The following is a 21,540-nucleotide window of genomic DNA, read 5'->3' on the forward strand; positions in this document are numbered from 1 at the left end:
TACGTGTAATTAATTTCTTCTTCCGCCACTTCTGCTGGAAGATGAAGAACCTGAAGAACGAGAGCTACTACCACTTGAACTTCTCATGGATCCGGAACTTCTAGAACTGCTGCCACTTGAACTTCTCATTGTACCAGAACTTCTGGAACTGCTATTTCCTGAGCTACGAAACGTACTATTAGTAGACCTGCCTGTAGAGTAATTGTTTCCGCTACTTCTGTAGGACGATGTTCTTGGAGTAGCTATTCTACTACTGGACCTAGTTGTTCCATTATAGTATCTGCTACTTGTATTTGCATTTCTTGAGGAACTATACCTTGGTACGGCCCTTGTACTTCTACTGGTCCTATATGCCCTATTTTGGTCCACACCTACGGTTCTTCTAGTAGTGGTAGTTCCAGAATACGTTCTTGAACTACGTGTATTGGCAGAACTACGGGCGGTAGCGGTCCTTGAAGTTGTAGTCCTATATCTGGGGGAATCCCCTCTGGTATTCACGTTAGACCTACCTCTTAAGGCAGTTGCGCTAGTAGTATTGTTCAATCTAGTATAATTACCCCTCCTTGTATTATTATAGGCATAACTTCTGTTTACAAATCTGTTATTGCGGCTATAATACCTATTTCCATATCCATATCCGTAATTGTAATAAGGATAGTTCCAGCCAAAACCAAAACCGGCATAGCCAACACCAAAACCGCGATAACCGAAACCGCCATAATTCCAATTATTCCAACGGTTCCATCCCCATGGACTATACCATCCATAGCCATAATAAGGTCCATAACCGTAATTCCATCCCCAAAGCGGACTTGCCCAACCAAAGCCGGCCACACCCCAATTGTTCCATCCGTTATCATAAAAATTTATGCTAACACTAGTGGCGTTATCTCCCCAACCTCCATAACCTTGATAGTCATTTTCAGTTGAATAATAATCCGTTAATTGCCCATCTTCTATATTTAGGGTATCGGTATTGGATGAATAGGAATCAATATCTGTAAAAATCTCATTATCCAATATTTCATCATATTGGGATGCTTTTTCCCCAAAATAAGCACTATAGGTGTTTTCTTCCTGATTTTGAGTCTGAGCAGGTCTTTTTTCTACCATTCTAGGAGCATTATCAGAATAAATGCCATCATTGTCATAATAAGAGGCCTGTTCATACGATCCGCATGAAGCTGCTACTATGGCCATGGTTAGCAGCATTGTTAAGTTGCGAATTTTGTTGTGGGGTATTGAATATATCATCGGATCAAAATTATATTGTTGAACATATTAAAAATAACTAGTTTTACCCAATTATTATATTATAATATTCACAAAATTTGTGCCAAACTCCAAATAATGAGTAAAAATTTGACTAAGAGAAGTGAGGATTATTCCAAATGGTATAACGAATTAGTAGTTAAGGCAGACCTTGCCGAAAACTCCGGCGTTAGGGGGTGTATGGTAATAAAACCATACGGTTATGGTATTTGGGAAAAAATGCAAGCAGGCTTGGATAAAATGTTTAAGGAAACAGGTCATGAAAATGCTTATTTTCCTTTGTTCATTCCTAAATCCTATTTTAGTAGGGAAGCTAGCCATGTGGAAGGTTTTGCTAAAGAATGTGCGGTAGTTACCCATTATAGGCTTAAAAATGCGGATGATGGAAGTGGTGTTGTCGTAGATCCTGAAGCAAAATTAGAGGAGGAGTTGATCGTAAGACCAACATCTGAAACCATTATTTGGGATACCTATAGAAAATGGATTCAAAGCTATAGGGATTTGCCGTTGTTGATAAATCAGTGGGCAAATGTTGTGCGTTGGGAAATGCGAACCAGGTTGTTTCTTAGAACATCAGAGTTTTTATGGCAAGAGGGGCATACTGCACATGCAACGGAGCAAGAGGCTATTGCCGAAGCCGAACAAATGATGAACGTATATGCGGATTTTGCCGAGAACCATATGGCCGTTCCCGTTATTAAGGGGACAAAGACAGAAAGTGAACGTTTTGCAGGAGCCTTGGAAACATATTGCATAGAGGCTTTAATGCAAGACGGCAAGGCTTTACAGGCGGGAACATCACATTTTTTAGGTCAAAATTTTGCAAAGGCCTTTGACGTTAAGTTTGCTACCAAAGAAGGTGGTAAAGAATATGTTTGGGCTACCTCTTGGGGGGTGTCCACTAGATTGATGGGGGCTTTGATCATGACGCATAGCGATGATAACGGCTTGGTAATTCCTCCAAAATTGGCCCCGATACAAGTTGTGATCGTTCCAATTTATAAAGGTCTTGACCAACTTGACCTCATTTCCGAAAAAGTTATGCCTTTGGTTAAGGAGTTGAGGGCAAAAGGAATTTCGGTTAAATTTGATAATAGGGATACCCATAAACCTGGGTTTAAATTCAACGAATATGAATTAAGAGGTGTACCGGTAAGATTAGCGGTAGGACCAAGGGATCTTGAAAATGGTACATTTGAGGTGGCACGTAGAGATACCTTGGAGAAAGAAACGGTAATGGCGGTAGATGTTGTGGATAAAATAGTGTTCTTGCTTGATGATATACAGAAAAACCTTTATCAAAAAGCACTGGATTTTCGCACAGGGCACATTACAAAAGTTGATTCTTACGATGAGTTTAAAAAAGTTTTAAAAGAAAAAGGTGGTTTCATTTCTGCCCATTGGGACGGTACCAAGGAAACCGAGGAACGTGTCAAAAATGAAACAAAAGCCACTATTAGGTGTATTCCAATTGATGCCGTTGCTGAGGATGGGGTATGTATGGTAAGCGGCAAACCATCTAATAAAAGGGTGTTATTTGCTAAAGCATATTAATTTTTTTAAAAAATAATATTCAGGTGTTGTGATAGTAAAAAATATTTGTATTTTTGCATCCGCAATTGCACAAAGTATGGTCCGTTCGTCTAGGGGTTAGGACGCCAGGTTTTCATCCTGGTAACAGGGGTTCGATTCCCCTACGGACTACTAAGCATTTTTGGATTTAGTTCTTTAATTGCTATTTTTAAGTTCAAGTTTAAGATTATGGTCCGTTCGTCTAGGGGTTAGGACGCCAGGTTTTCATCCTGGTAACAGGGGTTCGATTCCCCTACGGACTACTAAAAAAACATTTTCAGGATTTTAATAAATCCTATAAACAAATTAAGAGATAAAATGGCAAATCACAAGTCAGCGTTAAAGAGAATCAGAAGAAACGAAGCAGTACGTTTACGTAACAAATATCAGCACAAGACAATGCGTAACGCATTGAGAAAATTACGTGCAGAGGAGGATAAAAAGGCTGCTGAAACCTTGTTTCCTACTGTTGTTGGTATGATCGATCGTTTGGCTAAGCGTAATATTATCCATGATAATAAAGCGGCCAACTTAAAAAGTAAACTAGCTAAGCATGTAGCTGCTTTATAATACCATATTTTAATAGTATAAAAAGCCTTCCTTTTTTAGGAAGGCTTTTTTTATTTACAACCATTATAATAATGTGCGGTTAGCGTTGGTAACCTATATAAAGTTAATTCTACCAACCGTACCTGGGTGTGACTCTTTTCATGGATATAAAACCTATGATGAAGCAAGTATACATTGCCGCAATAGAAGCGTAATGCAAATTGGTTAGACCAAGTTGAATATATATGTCATATTTAAACGAAAGTAGATACATGGTTATAGGATAGCAGCTGTAGAAGATTAGTAATCCTGTACTTACCCAAAAGAGTAGTGTAGTATAACGTTGTGTTCTTGGAATCTTGGAATTTAATTCCCTCAAATAAGTTAGTGCCCCAAATATAAGTAGTAACGACCCAATAATAATTGCCAAAACTTGTGGTTCTGTATAAAAATCTTGTATCCATAAATTAATAATACAGGTAAGCAAAAATGCCATACCTCCATATTTGATAATTTCTTTATGTAGAGTATTTGTGGATAGTTTGTAGTAGATGTAAAGAAAATAGAGGTAGAAGATGATATCAAATATGTTGAAAATTGGCGTATTATAGTTATAGTATTCTTCTTTGTATATAATTTGAATATCATCAATATCACGAATAATCATACCAAATAATTCTGTTAACATAGTGTAGGTGAAAAGTATAGGTAAATACTTTAGTATGGAATTGTAATAGTGTTTATATGTGCCAATGGACAATACTAAGGCCAGTGCATAAAAAAGGATAAAGTAATTATTTATAAGGTATTCCAATATGTTTTAGCGCTAGGGTAACTATGATTATTTATTAATGATTATCTAAATGCCAATTTTCTGCTTTTTAAAAAACCGAAAATGAATAAAGTGTACATTATAACTATTAATACATTTAGTAAGGAGCGCAAATCATATTTAACCCAAATTTCATATTGAGTGTAGCCTATGACGTATATGACTGGAAAAATGGAATAAAATATGAATAGGGCCAAGCTAACCCAGAACATAAGGTTATGTGCTTGGTAAATATCTTCATCCAATTCCTTTTTGTCCTTAAAATATAAGACAATGCAAATGACCAATAACCATGAACTAATGGCCAATGCATAATATAAATTGGTCTCTAGCGGATTTTGAAAAAAGGTGCTGACAATGTATGCAATCAAAAAAATAAAGAAGAATGAAAATATATACTTTTTATAACGCTTGTTATGTATGAGCTGCCAATAGACTCGATAAAAAAATGCAAAGAAAATTAAGGCGTATATATTATAAATTACATCGTTGAAATTACTGTATTGCACATTTTGAAAGAAGGAAATTTCATCATAGGTACGTACCAAATAGCCTAATACTTCATTAAAGAAAGTATAGGCAATAATAATTGGAAAGTATTTTAAAACAGTATCGTAATATTTTCTATATGAAGCTAGCGACACAAATAATGTTATCGCATATACCAGCATATAATAATTATCCTTAATGAAAGACATATGTGATATGCATAAGCTAAATTAGAAATCTGTTTTTGGCGGCGGACCACCTTGGCCAAAATTTAAAGCTAAACTTTTACTGTCCTGTAAATTTGAGTTTAAGGTAAAGGTGGGCATTATACCTGCATGGGCTTTTTGTGTTTGGCCTATATGTACACCAATTCCGTCTGTGCTAGAATCTTTCCAATCCTTTATCAATTCTGCCTTGCCGTTACTTCCAATAAAAAATCCATAATTAATCCCGCCCTTATCCAAGGTTGGAACCATAAAAATTGAGTTCTGTCTTTTGTGGATTACTTTTTTGCCATTAGGAAATTTATCGGAGTTGGGGTAGTTGGCAAAATATAATCTTAATTTAGTTACTTTATTAACTCCCGCATCTTTTGCTTCTTGATCTATGTATGCTATGTATTGCTTAATAGTGTCATAATCGAAATCCACAAATCTTCCGGCTGTAAAGTCTTCATCTTGTTCTCTTTGTTGCTCGTATGGTTCAATAAGTGTTACTCTGTGTTTGGTATAATTGTCATAAATGACATTTGCCTCATCCAAAGAAATGATATTGGCGGGAGCCTCTACTACTGGAGGAACTGGTTTTTCTTTTTTTGGTTCTTGGTTGCAACTTACTATACTTAACATTAATAATGAACATAACATTAGTGTAGCAATGGAATTTGGTCTTTTCATTTTCCGGGAATTAAGGTTATTAATGAGAAAATTGTTAAAAGACTGGGGGAGGGATCTTTTATTATTATGTTAAAGATATAAAAAAATAGTAGTGATAACGATTTGCCAAGGGTCAAGAATGTGTTATTTAAAGAATAAAAAAAGCCCGATTTCATTTGAAATCGGGCTTTTTGTTAATTTTTATCAATTACTGATTCATGGTCATTAGGAACTCTTCATTGTTCTTGGTTTGTTTAAAACGCTGTTCAATAAACTCCATTGCCTCTACCGGATTCATATCTGCAAGGTATTTACGCATTATCCACATACGTTGCAATGTATTTTCATCCAGTAACATATCATCTCTTCGTGTACTTGATGAGGTAAGGTCAATAGCAGGGAATATTCTTCTATTGGCAATTTTACGATCCAATTGAAGTTCCATGTTGCCGGTACCTTTAAACTCCTCAAAGATTACCTCGTCCATTTTTGAACCGGTCTCTGTTAATGCCGTTGCAATGATCGAAAGTGATCCGCCTCCTTCAATATTACGTGCTGCACCAAAGAATCGTTTAGGTTTGTGCAACGCATTGGCATCCACACCACCACTTAATACCTTACCTGACGCTGGCTGCACCGTGTTATAAGCTCTGGCCAAACGTGTTATGGAATCAAGAAGGATAACTACATCATGACCGCACTCTACCAATCGCTTGGCTTTTTCCAATACAATATTGGCAACGCGTACATGTTCTGTAGGTTCCTTGTCAAACGTAGAGGCGACTACTTCCCCACGAACATTACGTTGCATGTCCGTAACCTCTTCAGGACGTTCATCGATCAATAATATTATCTGGTAAACTTCTGGGTGATTGGCGGCGATACCATTGGCTATATCCTTTAATAGCATGGTCTTACCAGATTTTGGTTGCGACACGATCATACCTCTCTGCCCTTTTCCAATTGGAGAGAACAAATCTATAATCCTTGTGGATATGGTACTTTGGCGCTCTGCTAAATTAAATTTCTCTTGTGGAAATAAAGGGGTCAAATGCTCAAAGGACACACGGTCACGAACTATTTGGGGATCAATACCATTGATTTTGTTGACCTTTATCAATGGAAAATATTTTTCACCTTCTTTTGGAGGCCTTACATTGCCCAATACCGTATCCCCTGTTTTTAATCCAAAAAGTCTTATCTGTGACTGGGAAACATAAATATCATCGGGTGAAGAAAGGTAATTGTAATCAGAGGAACGTAAAAATCCGTAGCCGTCCTGCATAATATCCAAAACACCTTCACTAGCTATTATAGAATCAAATTCGTATTCTGGCTCTTTATATCTATTCTTAAGGTCTTTGTCAAAATTGCTTTTGTCGTGTTGAACCCTAGGATTTGGTTTTTTGTTCTGGTTGTTTTGAGAAGAATTTTTTTGATAATCCTTTTTGTTATTGCTTGAATTGGAAGCTTTAGGTCGTGGTCTGGGCCTAGGCTTTGGAGTTTCCGTACTTTCCTTGGAACTCTTTTCCGCAATATCCTCGCTCTTGGTGGATTCTTCTCTTGTGTTGGTATTAGATTCTTTGGTTGCATCTTTTGAAACACGTGGTCTTGGCCTTGGTTTTGGCTTGGACTTAGGTTTTTCTTCAGATGATGGGCTGTCTTCTTTTGTTTCTGTCTTAGCGGGAGCTATTGCCGCGGCGACTTTGGGGTTGGCAGCTTGTAAGTCCAAAATCTGGTAGACTAAATCTAATTTTTTTAAAGTTTTGAATTTTGGAACTTTAAGTCCTTTAGCTATTTCCTGAAGCTCAGGTAGCTTTTTTGATTTTAAATCTGAAATCTCAAACATTAAATAGTCGAATAAATTATAAGTAATTTGTATTGTAAGAAGTATATTATATTAAGGGTAATCTCAAGGAATGTTTTCCTTCTTGGTAGGCGTTATAACATGATAACGAAGCAATATTACAAATTATTTTGAATAAAAGAGTCATAAATTTTGAAAAGACCTGTATTTTTGCACTGTAATGTGGTAATAAATTTATGATTCAGAGAATACAGAGTGTTTTTTTATTAATTGTCGCCATTCTTACAGGTGTATTGCCTTTTTTTCTAAATCTTTGGGTAGATATAGATGGCACAGAGGTTTTCGCCAATAATGATATGATTATTTCCATAGCTTTCTATGCCGGTGCCGTTTTGGCGATATGGTCTTTAGTAAGTTTTAAAAATAGAAAAAATCAGTTTGTTGTTAACAGGCTGAACATGATATTGAACGTTATTTTATTAGGATTTTTTGTTTACCGATCACTAAACTTATCCGGAGAAGCTTCGGTTTCTGAGAAGGGTATTGGGATGCTGATTCCAGTATTTTCTATCGTTTTTTTAGCTCTTGCAAATAGGGCCATAAAGAAGGATGAAGATCTTGTAAAATCTGTTGATCGTTTGCGTTAAACCTAACATCTTAGTAGTATTAGTGCGTAAAACCCGGGGTAGTTTCCGGGTTTTTTATTTTATTGAACTAATCATTGGTCACAAAACATTTTGTTGATTTTGTGCATTTAAGATTAGCGTTTGCCTAATTCTATAATTTCTAAATCCTTAATTTCTTCCTTGTCTATAATAAAACGTAGCATGGTACGTACCTGATGAAATCCGTGTTTGCCACATGCGCCAGGATTCATATGTAATGTACCTAATTTTTTATCCCACATGACCTTGAGTATATGAGAATGGCCGCTTATAAATAGTTTTGGCGGATTTTCTTTTATGATATCACGGGTCCTCATATTGTATTTAGGCGGGTAACCTCCAATATGGGTAATCCATACATCAACATTCTCACAAAAAAATCTATTGTTCTCAGGAAATTCTTTTTGGATGATATGATCATCAATATTTCCGTGAACTGCCCTTAAAGGCTTTATATTTCTAATGGCGTCCGTAACCTTTAGTGACCCAATATCGCCTGCATGCCAAACCTCGTCCGCCCATTGAGCATGTTTAAGAATGGCTTGGTCCATATAGGAATGGGTGTCCGAAAGCAATAAAATTTTGGTCATTACAATTATTATTGAGAGGTTCATGGTATTTTATACACACGGCCAAATATAAAGGAGTTGTTCAAGGGTGTTATAAAACGTATCCTTTTTAATACCTTTGCGAAATACAAAATTACCACATCCTTTTGAGATTTTTCATTCAATTTTCATACTTTGGAAAAGCATATCACGGCTGGCAAAATCAACCCAATGCCATAACGGTGCAAGAAGTTCTTGAAAAGTCCATGGCAACCATATTAAATCAGCCAATTGCTCTTACGGGAGCGGGTAGGACAGATGCCGGTGTCCATGCCAAGGAAATGTATGCCCATTTTGATATTGAAGAATTAAAGCACATACCTGATTTTATTTTTAGATTAAATTCTCTGCTACCGGAAGATATTGCCGTAAAACAAATATTACGAGTTAATGATGATGCCCATGCGCGGTTCAACGCCCGGTCCAGAACCTACGAATATCAAATCACAAAAACTAAGAATCCATTTTTCAGCGATACGGCCCATTTTGTAAGAAAGGATTTAGATGTAAGTAAAATGAACAAGGCAGCCTCGTTATTGATCGGTAAAAAGGATTTTGAATGCTTTTCTAAATCCAATACTGATGTATTTACGAATATTTGCGACCTTACACTCGCCAATTGGAAGCAGGATCAAGACCATCTTATCTTTACCATAACGGCAGACCGATTTTTACGTAATATGGTACGCGCAATTGTAGGAACATTGATCAATGTGGGTATTGGTAAATATGATCCGGACTATGTTAATACCATATTAAAAAGTAAGGATAGGTCCATGGCCGGGGTTTCTGTACCCGCAAAAGGATTATATTTGACCTCTATTGTATACCCCAATACTATTTTAAAGAATGGATAAGGATTCTGGCAAAGCATTTGACACTCGTCTTTTTAAACGCTTAATGGCCTATACCCAACCGTACAAGATTACGTTTTATGGGGTTGCCCTTGCGGCCATTTTATTATCTGGATTTGCGGTACTTACCCCTTTGATCGTCAAGAAAATTATTGATGATGCCATTAAACAGGGCAACGAGCAAATGTTACTCTATTTAATCATTGCCATGTTGGCCGTATTGATAGGACAGGTCATTAGTCAGTTAGCCTTTAATTATTATGCCAATTGGTTGGGGGAATCTGTTATTAAAGATGTGCGTATAGACCTTTTTAAAAAAATGCTTGGTTTTAAAATGAAGTATTTTGACAATTCTTCATTGGGCGTTTTGGTGACCAGGGCGGTGGCAGATATGCAACGTATTGGTGAAATTTTCAGTCAAGGTTTTTTTGTTATTGTGGCCGATCTATTAAAAATGGCGGTGGCGGCGGTGGTAATGATTATCATTAATTGGAAACTGTCTCTCATTGTATTTTCATTACTGCCCATTATTCTATATGCAACCAGATTGTTCCAAAAAGCAATGAAGGTTGCCTTTACCGAAGTTAGGGCAGAAGTATCCAACTTGAACTCTTTTGTTCAGGAACGTATAACGGGCATGAAGATAGTGCAGTTGTTTACTAGGGAAAAAATAGAAAGTGATAAGTTTAGGCAAATCAATGAAAAACATAAAAAGGCGTGGTTAAAGACGGTATGGTACAATTCTATTTTCTTTCCCATTGCTGAAATTGTCTCTTCCATTACCGTTGGCTTGATCGTTTGGTATGGCGGTTTGCAAAATGTGGCGAATATATCTACGGATATTGCAGGTACGGTATTTGCATTTATTATGCTCATAGATTTGTTGTTTAGGCCATTACGACAAATAGCGGATAAATTTAACACCTTACAAATGGGTATGGTGGCCGCAAATAGGGTGTTTAAAATTTTGGATACGGATAGCCATATACAGGATTTGGGTACAATTGAAAGGGAACAGGTAAAAGGTGACATTAAATTTGATAACGTTAGTTTTGGGTATTTGGAGGATGAAGAAGTACTGCACGGAATTTCATTTGAGGTAAAGGCCGGGGAAACCATTGCCATTGTAGGGGCTACTGGAGCCGGTAAGAGTACGATCATCAATTTATTGAACCGTTTTTATGAAATTAATTCCGGTACCATTGCTATTGATGGTATTGATATTAAGGATTACAACCTTGCATCATTACGTTCCCACATTGCAATTGTATTGCAAGATGTCTTTTTGTTTGCGGATACCATTGCCAATAATATTTCCTTGAAAAACCCTGCCATAAGTGTGTCGGATATTGAAATGGCCGCCAAAGCTATTGGTGTAGATGAGTTTATTTCCAGTTTACCGGGCGGATATCAATATAATGTAAAAGAAAGGGGAACAATGCTTTCAAGTGGACAGCGTCAGTTGATCGCTTTTTTACGTGCTTATGTAAGTAATCCCAGTATCTTGATTTTGGATGAAGCCACATCTTCCGTAGATACCTACAGCGAGCAGTTGATTCAATTGGCTACCGATAAAATTACAGAAGGTAGAACTTCCATTGTAATAGCACACCGTTTGGCCACCATTAAAAAAGCGGACAAGATCATTGTTATGGATGCAGGTAATATCGTAGAAACGGGAACCCATAAGGAACTCCTTAAAAAGAAGGGGTATTACAGTAATCTATATGAAGCACAATTTTTAGCGGAGGAAGTGGCGTAGAATTATAGGATATTAATTATAGAACAGGCTAGTTCCTTAAATTAAATCCTGTTTAAGCATGGTACCCAACTGGGTGATGGAATCATAGGTTACAAATTCACCATTTTTTATATAGGAAATCAATCCGGTCTCCTCACTGACTACCAAGCACAGGGCATCGGTTTTTTCACTAATACCCACGGCGGCCCTATGTCGTAATCCAAAGCGTAGGGGAATATTGCGTTCATTGGAAACAGGTAATATAACTCTAGTGGCCACAACAAAATTACCGGAAATTACAGCAGCACCATCATGTAACGTACTGTTCTTGTAAAAAATACTTTCCAAAATGGGCTGATTGATTTCTATATTCATACGATCTCCCGTAGATTTTATAAATTCAAGGGAATTGCTACGTTCAATAACTATTATTGCGCCGGTTTTGGAACTTGCCATTTTTTCGCAAGCTTTAAGTATGGAGTCTACATCGGTATCGGTAGATATACCTTCTTGTTTTAGAAACTTAAAATGTTTTACAAAATTTCTTTTATTGGCAAAATTGGTGGAACCGATCATCAATAAAAATTTTCTTATTTCTTGTTGAAATACTATAATCAAGGCAATTAACCCTACCTGCATGAAGGCGCCAACCATACTGCTGATCATCTGCATATCCAATAATTCCGTCAGTTTCCAGAAAGCCCAGACAATTACAATTCCTATAAAAATGTTGATGGCCACGGAGCCTCTAACCAGCTTGTAGATATAATAGAGTAGCACGGCAACAAAAATGATGTCCAGGACATCGGTAATCTTAAAGTCAATAAAATTTAAAAAATCCAATCCGTACCGTTTTAGTAAAATTAAGAAAATAGATTGCAAGAATTTAATATAAACTTAGGCATTTAATTGTTCATATAACTTTATACATTCCCAAGCTTCCCTAACATCATGTACCCGTAAGATATTGGCACCCTTTTGCAGACATACCATATGTAGTGCAGTAGTACCGTTCAATGCATTATCTGGCTGGGTCTGTAATGTTTTGTAGATCATTGATTTTCTGCTTATACCTGCTAAAATGGGTCTGTCAGTCATCTGTAATAGTTCCATTTGCTTTAAAAGATCAAAATTTTGTAACCTATTTTTGGCGAAACCAAAACCTGGATCAATGATGACATCTTTAATACCTAATGATTTTGCTACACCTAGACGTTCGGAAAAGAAAACAAGCATCTCTTTTAACAGGTCCCTATAGTCTGTCTGTTGTTGCATATTTTGAGGAGTTCCCCGCATATGCATCATAATGTAGGGTATATTTAAGCGAGCCACCGTTTTCATCATATTGTTATCCTGCATTCCTGCGGAGATATCATTGATCATAGCCGCCCCATGGTCAATACAAGTTTTTGCTATAGTACTTCTAAACGTATCTACGGATATCAAGGTATCTGGAAATTTATGCAAGATCAAATCTATGATCGGGATTATACGTTGCATTTCTGTTACTTCATCTACTTCTGCGGCTCCAGGTCTTGTGCTGTAGGCGCCAACATCTATAAAGGTTGCTCCGTCGGTGAGCATTTTTTCAACTTGGTTTAAAATACTATGCTGATCTTGGTATTTTCCGCCATCAAAAAAAGAATCTGGGGTTACGTTCAATATACCCATTATCCTAGGTTGTTCCAGCGAAATTATATTACCCTTGCAATTTATCGTCATATCAATATTTAATAGGAATTTGTGGCATTTTCCAAGTTTAAACCATCAATCTTGATGGTTACAAATATTTAAGCGAAATTTACACAAATTAGATAGAAATACATGCTAGACACGGCAAAGGAATACGATGAGGTAATTCAGGTTTGTATGAATCTGTACCAGAAAAAGATGTCAGATTATGGTAGTGCATGGCGAATTTTAAGATTGCCGTCCTTAACTGATCAAATCTTCATAAAAGCACAACGTATACGAAGCCTTCAAGAAAATGACGTCCGTAAGGTAGATGAAGGTAAGCGATCAGAATTTATCGGGATTATCAATTATGCGGTAATGGCACTCATTCAGTTAGAACTAGGGGTTGCGGACCAGCCAGATTTGGATACGGAAAAAGCGGTTGCTTTATATTCTAAACATATTCAGATTACTAAGGAACTCATGCTGAACAAAAATCATGATTACGGAGAGGCTTGGAGAGACATGCGGGTGAGTTCATTAACGGACCTCATTCTGCAAAAACTGTTACGCGTAAAACAGATTGAGGACAATAAGGGAGAAACCCTGGTAAGTGAGGGCATTGATGCCAACTATCAGGATATGATCAACTATGCTGTATTTGCACTTATTCACTTAGGATTGGAAAAATAAAACAAGGACAATGAAATATTTGGTAGGAGTTGTACGCATATTTGTTGGTATTTTATTTATCATCAGTGGATTTATTAAATTGAACGATCCCGTTGGTTTTTCATTTAAATTGGAAGAATATTTTAGCCAAGGCGTTCTTGACCTGCCTTTTCTAATGCCTTTTGCACTGGCTATATCCATAGCCGTGGTCGTAATAGAGGTCATGGTGGGTGTAATGTTAATTCTTGGTTTTAAACGCAAGTTTACAATATGGACATTATTGGCCATGATCGTTTTCTTTACGTTCCTTACTTTTTATTCGGCCTATTTTAATAAGGTGACGGATTGTGGTTGCTTTGGCGATGCTATAAAACTGACGCCATGGGAGTCGTTTACAAAAGATGTGGTGTTACTGGTTTTAATACTGATCATTTACGCCGGAAGAAAATACATCACCCCATTGGTAAATCCAAAAACTACATCAACGGTAATGGTTGCGGCTCTTATAGCTTGTGTAGGATATGTATATTATGTGTTGAATCATTTACCTGTAATTGATTTTAGACCTTATGAAATTGGTAAGAACATAGAAGAAGGAATGTCCGTTCCGGAAGATGCACCCAAGGCATTGTTTGAGTATAGATGGAAATTTAATGTTAACGGAAAGGAAGAAATTCATATTTCCAATGGAGATTACCCTACCGTTGATGGTGAGTTTATAAGTGTTGAAACAGAGGAAATTCAAGCAGGTTACGAACCTCCCGTACATGATTTTACAATTGAGCAAGATGGGGAGGATTTTGCGGGTACCTTACTTCAAGAACCTAAATTGGTTATGGTAATAGCCTATGATCTAAGAAAATCCAACCTAACGGTTTTTAACGATGTAAAAAAGGTTATGGACAAAGCTATAAAGTCCGGATATAAAGTTATAGGGATGTCTGCTTCGGGACCTGATCAAACCAATATTTTGGTTAAGGAATATAATTTGGGCTTCGACTTTTATTTTACGGACGAGACTACTCTAAAAACAATTGTGAGGTCTAACCCGGGTGTATTGGTATTGGAAAAAGGAACCATTATGCAAAAGGTTCATTACAACGATTTGGAACAGTTAAAGTTCAATTAACGATATAAAGCGAATTAATATAATTAGAAATAATAAAAATGAGAGCAAAAATAGTAGCTGGAAACTGGAAAATGAATAAAAATTTAGCGGAAACGGAAGCCCTATTGGCAGAATTGTCCGCTAAATTACCTGATACCAATGCAGAAGTTATGGTAGCTCCTACTTATGTAAACCTTTCAAGTGCCGTGCGTGCTCTTGACGGTTCTAAGATAGAAGCTATTGCACAGAATATGCATTATGCGGAAAGCGGTGCGTTTACTGGGGAAATTTCAGCAGATATGTTATTGAATATAGGTGTAGATACTGTAATTATAGGCCATTCTGAAAGAAGGGCATATTTTATGGAGAGCGATGAAATATTGAGAAAGAAAGTAATAACCGCACTGCAAAAGGGAATGCGGGTTATGTTCTGTTTTGGTGAAGAATTGGAGGATCGTAAATCGGGCAATCATTTTAAATTGGTAGAAAGCCAGTTAAAAAACGTTCTATTTAATTTAGAGCCTTCTGCTTGGACAAATATTATCTTGGCCTACGAGCCAGTTTGGGCCATAGGCACAGGAGAAACCGCTTCTCCGGAACAGGCGCAGGAAATGCATGCTTTTATCCGTAAGACCATAGCAGAGGCCTTTGATAGCACCATAGCTACAAATGTCACTATTTTGTACGGAGGTAGTGTTAAACCGGGTAATGCCGAGGAAATATTCTCTAAGCCAGATGTGGACGGTGGTCTAATTGGTGGCGCTTCATTGGTGGCCGATGATTTTGTGGCCATCATCAACGCAATTTAACTGGAAAATTCGCTACATGTAGGCATGAGCAACAATATGATATATATAGAGTACCGTTTTACGGTGCAACCTCCAGAACCAGCTTCAGATATTCTTATTGCCCAATTGGGTGAAGCTGGTTTTGAGAGTTTTGTAGAAGAGGAAGACGCAATTTTGGCCTATATCCAAAAGGAAGATTGGTCTATGGATATTTTGAACGATATCGACATTCTTTCCAATCCAAATTTTGAAATCGATTATGCGTTCAAGGAAATAGAGCAGGAAAATTGGAACGCCACCTGGGAACAGAATTTTCAGCCAATTGTAGTTGATGATAGATGTATGATAAGGGCTCCTTTTCATGAAACTATGAGCGGGGTAGAATATGATATCGTAATAGAACCAAAAATGAGTTTTGGTACTGGGCATCATGAAACTACCCACATGATGTTACAGCATATACTTCAATTGAATTTGGAAGGTAAAGTTGTTTTGGATATGGGAAGTGGAACAGGTGTTCTGGCAATTTTAGCGGCCTTAAGGGGCGCTGCTCATGTTGATGCCATAGATATTGATAATTGGTGTTATGTAAATGCAAAGGAAAACGTAGCGCGTAATCAAATAGATATCGTCCAGGTGTACGAAGGTGATGTCTCGTTAGTTTCCGGAAAATCTTACGACTTAATAATCGCAAATATTAATAGAAATATTTTGTTGGCAGACATACCGGCATATTCCAAGGCTTTGAATAAGGATGGTATTTTACTCTTAAGTGGATTTTATACCGAAGATTTGGATATGATTACGGAAAAATGTAAAATTAATTCGTTAAAATTTGTAAAAAATATTGAACGGAATAATTGGGTTGCAGCAAAATATGTAAATTAGACTGTATTAATTTTATTGAGATGAGCATAAAAGAAGAAATTTCCGAAGAACTACTTTTAGAAGAAGAAACGGTTCAGCAAAATGAAATCGTTCTTTTTAATGATGAGGTCAATACTTTTGATCATGTAATCAATACCCTGATCTCTGTGTGTGAGCATTCACCGGAACAAGCGGAGCAATGTTCATTAATAGTTCATTATAAAGGAAAATGTACCGTAAAAACTGGTGAGTTTGAAGAATTAAAGCCACAATGTTCAAGATTGTTACAAGCGGGACTAAGTGCGGAAATTGTTTAGATCGTATATGTAAAAAGCTTTTTACATATTCCCAAAATAGGTTTGCAAATACTATATAATTTAAAAGACCCCTTTAGATGAAGGGGTCTTTTAAATTAAAATAGATAATGAATTTAAATTATACCAAAGGCACACCATTCAATCTCTTCTCAATCTTTTTCTTTTTAACGGTAACTTCTTTCATGACCTCCATTAAATTAGGGTCCTTAGTTTCCTTATATATTTCATTAATACTTAAAATAAGTGATTTTGCCTCTCTTGACGCTTCTACTCGGTCACTAGTAGACATATTACTCATTTTCCGACCTATAAACTCTTGAGCTTTTTCAAGTAACTCCATTTGCTGCTTTTTTTTCAAAGTTAACATAATATTCAAATTACGCAATTCTTTGTCAATTGTATATACTTATAGGGCAATTAGATAATAGTATTTGTGAACAATTTAACTAAAATGAGGCTAAATAAATTACAAATGACCTAATTCCAAGATTTTTTAAATTTCTTCCAAGCTTTTTTTGTTTCATTTTTATTGTTTTTTGTACGTAGACCAGTATTTTTAGTAATATGTAACTATAAATTAAATTATAGTTAGAATCAAGCATAATTTTTAAGATTAAATATATTTTTAAGATTAAATAGTTGTCGATTCTTTAAAATCCATTATATTCGTGTAATCGATTGCATAAAATAATAATATGACTAATTATGAATTTAGATATGCTGCTCATCCTGTTGATAGTAGAGCATATGGTACAGATGAACTAAGAAAGGAATTTCTAATACCAAAACTATTTGTAAAGGATAGTGTACAACTTACGTATTCCATGTATGATAGATATATTGTAGGTGGCGTTATGCCGGTAAATACATCTGTGAAGTTAGAAACGATACCTTATTTAAAATCTGAGAATTTTTTAGATCGTAGGGAACTTGGAGTGGTCAATGTGGGTGGAAAAGGCAAAATTACGGTCGATGGCACATCTTACGAACTTTCCAAAAAAGAAGCGTTATATGTGGGTCAAGGTGCCAAGGATGTCATCTTCGAAGCTGTAGATGGAGAACAACCTCTATTTTATATCAATTCCGCTCCTGCACATAAAAGTTTTCCTACTAAAAAAGTTGGGGCAAATGAGGCAGAAGTTATCCAGTTGGGAGATGAGAAATATGCAAATAAGCGAATATTGAACAAATTGATCGTAAATAGTATTGTGCAAACTTGTCAATTACAGATGGGACTTACCGAACTTTTGCCGGGCAATGTTTGGAACACGATGCCTGCGCATACGCACAATAGGAGAATGGAAGCATATTTTTATTTTGATGTGGAAGAAGGCCAGACCGTTTGTCATTTCATGGGAGAACCACAGCACACTAGGCATATATTTATGGAAAGTAACCAAGCGGTGCTTTCTCCGGAATGGTCCATTCACTCTGGCTCTGGTACCTGTGCATATTCCTTTGTATGGGGTATGGCCGGAGAAAATTTGGATTACGGGGATATGGATGTTTGTGCGCCTAACGAATTAAGATAATAATGAATATGTTTGATCTAACGGGAAAACGTGCGTTGATTACAGGAGGTACCCATGGTTTGGGCATGGCAATGGCGGAAGGACTTGCCAATGCCGGTGCGGAACTGGTCATTACGGGGACCACGCCCGCCAAAATGAATGATGCACTGTTGGCATATAAAGAAAAGGGATATAAGGCCTCTGGCTATATATTTGATATTACAGATGATAAATTGGCAGCTAAAAAGGTAGAGGAAATAGTTGCCGAAGGTGGTGAAATCGATATTTTGGTAAACAATGCGGGTATTATAAAACGTGAACTTGCCACTACTATGCCCGTTGACGATTTTAGACGGGTAATTGAGGTTGACCTCGTAGGGGCATTTATAATGTCGCAATTGATCGGGAACAGGATGATCAATAAAGGAGGGGGAAAAATCATCAATATCTGTTCCATGATGAGCGAGTTGGGGAGAAATAGTGTGTCCGCATATGCTGCCGCCAAAGGAGGATTAAAAATGCTGACCCGCAATCTTGCCACGGAATGGGCCAAACATAATGTTCAGGTAAACGGTATTGGTCCGGGTTATTTTGCAACATCGCAAACAGCCCCTATTCGGGTTGATGGGCATCCTTTCAATGAATTTATTATTAATAGAACTCCTGCCGCAAGATGGGGAGACCCACAGGATTTAGCAGGAACGGCAGTTTTTCTGGCTTCAAAGTCAAGTGATTTTGTGAACGGACAGATTATATACGTTGACGGTGGTATTTTGGCCACCATTGGTAAACCATCAAATGAAAATTAATGAGTACTTCGGCTTCAATCAACACTACGTTTATCAATGATGATTTTCTTTTGGAAAATAAATTTTCTCAAAGACTTTATCATGAGTTTGCGGCTCCTATGCCAATCATAGATTATCATTGCCATTTACCCCCCAATGAAATAGCATCCAACAGAAGTTTTGAAAACCTTACCAAAATTTGGATCAATGGTGATCATTACAAATGGCGTGCTATGAGGACCTTCGGTATAGATGAAAAATATATTACCGGAAATGCACCCGATAAGGAAAAATTTATACAGTGGGCCAAAACGGTTCCCTATACCTTAAGGAACCCTTTGTATCACTGGACTCATTTGGAATTGCAAAGGTATTTTGATATCAACACGCTCCTAAATCCAAATACGGCAAACGCTATTTATGATGAGGCTACTTCCAAACTTCAAACTAAGGCATTTACTTGCCAAAACCTGATCAATAAAATGAATGTTGAGGTCATTTGTACTACAGAAGACCCCATTGATAGTTTGGACCATCATGTACAGATTGCCAACAGCAATTTTGATGTTAAAGTAAGTACGGCCTTTAGGCCGGATAAGGCCATTTTGATAACCACAGGTACTTATTTGGAATATCTAGATAAATTATCGGGTGTGAGCGGCGTTTCCATAGATTCCTATAAGTCACTTTGTGATGCATTGAGCTTACGTTTGGATTATTTTGATCAGCATGGCTGCAAATTGTCCGATCATGGCTTAAGCTATGTTCCCTACCGTGAATTTACGGAAACGGAAATTGAATCAATATTTCAAAAGAGAAGAAATAAAAAGGAGTTGAGCCTAGAGGATGATGAAAAGTTCCAAACCGCTATTTTACTGTTCTTGTGCAAGCAATACCATCAGCGCAATTGGATTCAACAGTTTCATTTAGGAGCCTTAAGGAACAACAATGATAGAATGAACCGTATTCTAGGTCCTGATACGGGTTGGGATTCCATTGGGGATTATGCGCAGGCAGCCACCTTGTCCAAGTTTTTAAATAGATTAGATGCCAGTGATCACCTTGCAAAGACAATTTTATACAATTTAAACCCAGCCGATAATGAAATGTTGGCCACAATGATCGGTAATTTCAATGACGGTAAGGTAAAAGGAAAAATGCAATTTGGATCAGGTTGGTGGTTTTTGGATCAAAAGGATGGAATGACCAAGCAGATCAACGCCCTTTCAAACATGGGACTGATTAGCTGTTTCATTGGTATGCTCACAGATTCCAGAAGCTTTTTGTCCTATCCTAGGCATGAATATTTTAGAAGGGTATTATGCAACCTTTTTGGTCAGGAAATGCAAAACGGCGAACTGCCAAAGGATTTTGACCTGGTTGGGGGCATCGTGCAGGATATATGTTATAACAACGCAAAAGAATATTTCAATTTTTAAATCAAATTACAATTCAATAAATAATGAAAAAAGTAGTCACTTTTGGTGAAATCATGCTTAGATTATCACCTCCTGGATTTTTAAGATTTTCTCAAGCCAATGAGTTCGATGTAGTATATGGCGGAGGTGAATCCAATGTTGCCGTATCATTGGCAAATTATGGGGTTCCCGTAGATTTTGTGACCCGTTTGCCTAAAAATGATATTGGTGAATGTGCTTTAATGGAAATGCGCAAAAGAGGAGTGGGCACTAGTAAAATTGTCTTTGGCGGAGACCGTTTGGGGATATACTTCTTGGAAACAGGTGCAGTAAGCCGTGGTAGTAAAGTGGTCTATGACCGTGCACATTCCGCAATTGCGGAAATAGAATCCGGTATGATTGATTGGGATGATGTTTTTGACGGTGTGGAATGGTTTCACTGGACAGGGATTACACCGGCAATTTCCCAAGGGGCGGCAGATGTTTGCCTAGAAGCGGTCAAGGCGGCAGCAAAAAAAGGAATTACAATATCAACAGACTTGAACTACCGGGCCAAATTATGGAAGTATGGTGGCGATCGCGAAAAAATAATGACAGAACTTACTTCCTATTGTGATATCATTTTAGGAAATGAGGAAGATGCCGAAAAACATTTTGGTATCCACCCAGAAGGACTGGACGTTCATAAGGATGGTGCAGATGTAAAGGCAGAAGCTTTTTTATCGGTATGTAAGCAAATGATGAAAAAATTTCCAAAAGCAAAGAAAGTAATTACCACACTTAGAGGCTCAATATCTGCTTCTCATAATACATGGGCAGGAGTACTTTGGGATGGTGAAAAAATGTACGAAACGCGTCAGTACCAAATTACTGATATTGTAGATAGAGTAGGAGGCGGAGATTCATTTATGGGCGGATTGATCTATGGCTTGCTTAAGTACCCAGAAGACGATCAAAACGCTTTGGATTTTGCGGTTGCGGCATCATGTTTAAAACATACCATCAAAGGAGATGCAAATTTATCTACCATAGAGGAAGTAGAAAAATTAATGGGAGGAGATGCCTCTGGTAGGGTAGCTCGTTAAGAAGAAATAACAAATATTGGTCGGTACTTGATGTACAGGTAGCGGCCA

General features: G+C 37.2%; 23 protein-coding genes and 2 tRNA genes. 16 read left to right on the plus strand and 9 right to left on the minus strand.

The window, feature by feature from the left end; all coding sequences use genetic code 11:
• Positions 1-9: 9 nt before the first annotated feature.
• Positions 10-1,200 carry a hypothetical protein gene (locus CHB68_RS04220; protein WP_143815170.1) on the minus strand — a complete coding sequence of 397 codons (1,191 nt, stop codon included), beginning with the start codon at positions 1,198-1,200 and terminating at the stop codon, positions 10-12.
• Between the two features lie 150 nt (positions 1,201-1,350).
• Between CHB68_RS04220 and proS the strand changes: the two genes are divergently transcribed.
• The 4 genes from proS to rpsT all read left to right on the plus strand — a co-directional run bounded on the left by proS (position 1,351) and on the right by rpsT (position 3,414).
• Entirely contained in the window at positions 1,351-2,826 is a 1,476-nt protein-coding gene (gene proS, locus CHB68_RS04225) for a proline--tRNA ligase (protein WP_089259584.1), read from the plus strand.
• Between the two features lie 78 nt (positions 2,827-2,904).
• Positions 2,905-2,976 (plus strand) — tRNA-Glu (locus CHB68_RS04230).
• Positions 2,977-3,035: 59 nt separating this feature from the next.
• Positions 3,036-3,107: transfer RNA gene (locus tag CHB68_RS04235), tRNA-Glu, on the plus strand.
• Positions 3,108-3,162: 55 nt separating this feature from the next.
• A complete protein-coding gene (rpsT, locus tag CHB68_RS04240; protein WP_089259585.1) occupies positions 3,163-3,414 on the plus strand; it encodes a 30S ribosomal protein S20 in 252 nt (83 codons plus the stop codon).
• Between the two features lie 109 nt (positions 3,415-3,523).
• On the opposite strand, the gene CHB68_RS04245 is transcribed toward rpsT, so the two are convergent.
• The 4 genes from CHB68_RS04245 to rho form a co-directional block, all read right to left on the minus strand.
• A complete protein-coding gene (locus tag CHB68_RS04245; RefSeq protein WP_089259586.1) occupies positions 3,524-4,081 on the minus strand; it encodes a hypothetical protein in 558 nt (185 codons plus the stop codon).
• 167 nt (positions 4,082-4,248) lie between these two features.
• A complete protein-coding gene (locus CHB68_RS04250; RefSeq protein ID WP_089259587.1) occupies positions 4,249-4,923 on the minus strand; it encodes a hypothetical protein in 675 nt (224 codons plus the stop codon).
• Positions 4,924-4,944: 21 nt separating this feature from the next.
• A complete protein-coding gene (locus CHB68_RS04255) occupies positions 4,945-5,610 on the minus strand; it encodes a hypothetical protein (protein ID WP_089259588.1) in 666 nt (221 codons plus the stop codon).
• A gap of 187 nt (positions 5,611-5,797) precedes the next feature.
• On the minus strand, positions 5,798-7,438 hold the full coding sequence (rho, locus tag CHB68_RS04260; RefSeq protein WP_089259589.1) for a transcription termination factor Rho: 1,641 nt from the start codon (positions 7,436-7,438) through the stop codon (positions 5,798-5,800).
• A gap of 194 nt (positions 7,439-7,632) precedes the next feature.
• On the opposite strand from rho, the gene CHB68_RS04265 reads away from it, so the two are divergent.
• Entirely contained in the window at positions 7,633-8,043 is a 411-nt protein-coding gene (locus CHB68_RS04265) for a DUF4293 domain-containing protein (RefSeq protein WP_089259590.1), read from the plus strand.
• A gap of 113 nt (positions 8,044-8,156) precedes the next feature.
• On the opposite strand, the gene CHB68_RS04270 is transcribed toward CHB68_RS04265, so the two are convergent.
• On the minus strand, positions 8,157-8,651 hold the full coding sequence (locus CHB68_RS04270) for a metallophosphoesterase family protein (RefSeq protein ID WP_089259776.1): 495 nt from the start codon (positions 8,649-8,651) through the stop codon (positions 8,157-8,159).
• Between the two features lie 125 nt (positions 8,652-8,776).
• Between CHB68_RS04270 and truA the strand changes: the two genes are divergently transcribed.
• Both truA and CHB68_RS04280 read left to right on the plus strand, forming a co-directional pair.
• On the plus strand, positions 8,777-9,526 hold the full coding sequence (gene truA, locus CHB68_RS04275; protein ID WP_089259591.1) for a tRNA pseudouridine(38-40) synthase TruA: 750 nt from the start codon (positions 8,777-8,779) through the stop codon (positions 9,524-9,526).
• On the plus strand, positions 9,519-11,285 hold the full coding sequence (locus CHB68_RS04280) for an ABC transporter ATP-binding protein (protein ID WP_089259592.1): 1,767 nt from the start codon (positions 9,519-9,521) through the stop codon (positions 11,283-11,285). The genes truA and CHB68_RS04280 overlap by 8 nt, the downstream gene beginning before the upstream one ends.
• Positions 11,286-11,321: 36 nt before the next feature.
• Here CHB68_RS04280 and CHB68_RS04285 read toward each other — a convergent pair whose 3' ends face one another.
• Together CHB68_RS04285 and folP are read right to left on the minus strand one after the other, a co-directional pair.
• A complete protein-coding gene (locus CHB68_RS04285) occupies positions 11,322-12,107 on the minus strand; it encodes a diadenylate cyclase (protein ID WP_089259777.1) in 786 nt (261 codons plus the stop codon).
• 54 nt (positions 12,108-12,161) lie between these two features.
• Positions 12,162-12,986 carry a dihydropteroate synthase gene (folP, locus tag CHB68_RS04290; protein WP_089259593.1) on the minus strand — a complete coding sequence of 275 codons (825 nt, stop codon included), beginning with the start codon at positions 12,984-12,986 and terminating at the stop codon, positions 12,162-12,164.
• A gap of 102 nt (positions 12,987-13,088) precedes the next feature.
• Between folP and CHB68_RS04295 the strand changes: the two genes are divergently transcribed.
• From CHB68_RS04295 to CHB68_RS04315, 5 genes are read left to right on the plus strand one after another with little or no spacing between them, the layout of a single operon-like run.
• A complete protein-coding gene (locus CHB68_RS04295; RefSeq protein WP_089259594.1) occupies positions 13,089-13,631 on the plus strand; it encodes a DUF1599 domain-containing protein in 543 nt (180 codons plus the stop codon).
• A gap of 10 nt (positions 13,632-13,641) precedes the next feature.
• Positions 13,642-14,739 (plus strand): BT_3928 family protein, encoded by a 1,098-nt coding sequence (locus tag CHB68_RS04300; RefSeq protein ID WP_089259595.1) that lies wholly within the window; start codon positions 13,642-13,644, stop codon positions 14,737-14,739.
• Positions 14,740-14,777: 38 nt separating this feature from the next.
• The gene (tpiA, locus tag CHB68_RS04305) at positions 14,778-15,527 is read left to right on the plus strand and encodes a triose-phosphate isomerase (protein WP_089259596.1); all 750 of its coding nucleotides are present in this window, start codon (positions 14,778-14,780) and stop codon (positions 15,525-15,527) included.
• Positions 15,528-15,551: 24 nt separating this feature from the next.
• On the plus strand, positions 15,552-16,394 hold the full coding sequence (gene prmA, locus CHB68_RS04310) for a 50S ribosomal protein L11 methyltransferase (RefSeq protein ID WP_089259597.1): 843 nt from the start codon (positions 15,552-15,554) through the stop codon (positions 16,392-16,394).
• A 20-nt stretch (positions 16,395-16,414) separates the two neighbouring features.
• The gene (locus CHB68_RS04315) at positions 16,415-16,690 is read left to right on the plus strand and encodes an ATP-dependent Clp protease adaptor ClpS (protein ID WP_089259598.1); all 276 of its coding nucleotides are present in this window, start codon (positions 16,415-16,417) and stop codon (positions 16,688-16,690) included.
• A 118-nt stretch (positions 16,691-16,808) separates the two neighbouring features.
• Here CHB68_RS04315 and CHB68_RS04320 read toward each other — a convergent pair whose 3' ends face one another.
• On the minus strand, positions 16,809-17,030 hold the full coding sequence (locus CHB68_RS04320; RefSeq protein WP_089259778.1) for a hypothetical protein: 222 nt from the start codon (positions 17,028-17,030) through the stop codon (positions 16,809-16,811).
• A gap of 355 nt (positions 17,031-17,385) precedes the next feature.
• Here CHB68_RS04320 and kduI point away from each other — a divergent pair, with 355 nt between their 5' ends.
• From kduI to CHB68_RS04340, 4 genes are read left to right on the plus strand one after another with little or no spacing between them, the layout of a single operon-like run.
• Positions 17,386-18,222 (plus strand): 5-dehydro-4-deoxy-D-glucuronate isomerase, encoded by an 837-nt coding sequence (kduI, locus tag CHB68_RS04325; RefSeq protein WP_089259599.1) that lies wholly within the window; start codon positions 17,386-17,388, stop codon positions 18,220-18,222.
• 2 nt (positions 18,223-18,224) lie between these two features.
• Positions 18,225-19,010, plus strand: a complete 786-nt coding sequence (locus CHB68_RS04330; RefSeq protein ID WP_179213132.1) for a gluconate 5-dehydrogenase — start codon at positions 18,225-18,227, stop codon at positions 19,008-19,010.
• Positions 19,010-20,428: a glucuronate isomerase gene (uxaC, locus tag CHB68_RS04335; RefSeq protein ID WP_089259601.1), complete on the plus strand. Its 1,419-nt coding sequence runs from the start codon at positions 19,010-19,012 to the stop codon at positions 20,426-20,428. Before CHB68_RS04330 ends, uxaC begins: the two co-directional genes overlap by 1 nt.
• A gap of 23 nt (positions 20,429-20,451) precedes the next feature.
• Positions 20,452-21,492 (plus strand): sugar kinase, encoded by a 1,041-nt coding sequence (locus CHB68_RS04340; RefSeq protein ID WP_089259602.1) that lies wholly within the window; start codon positions 20,452-20,454, stop codon positions 21,490-21,492.
• Positions 21,493-21,540 lie beyond the last annotated feature (48 nt).

It is taken from the genome of Maribacter sedimenticola, assembly GCF_900188415.1.
Taxonomy (GTDB): domain Bacteria; phylum Bacteroidota; class Bacteroidia; order Flavobacteriales; family Flavobacteriaceae; genus Maribacter; species Maribacter sedimenticola.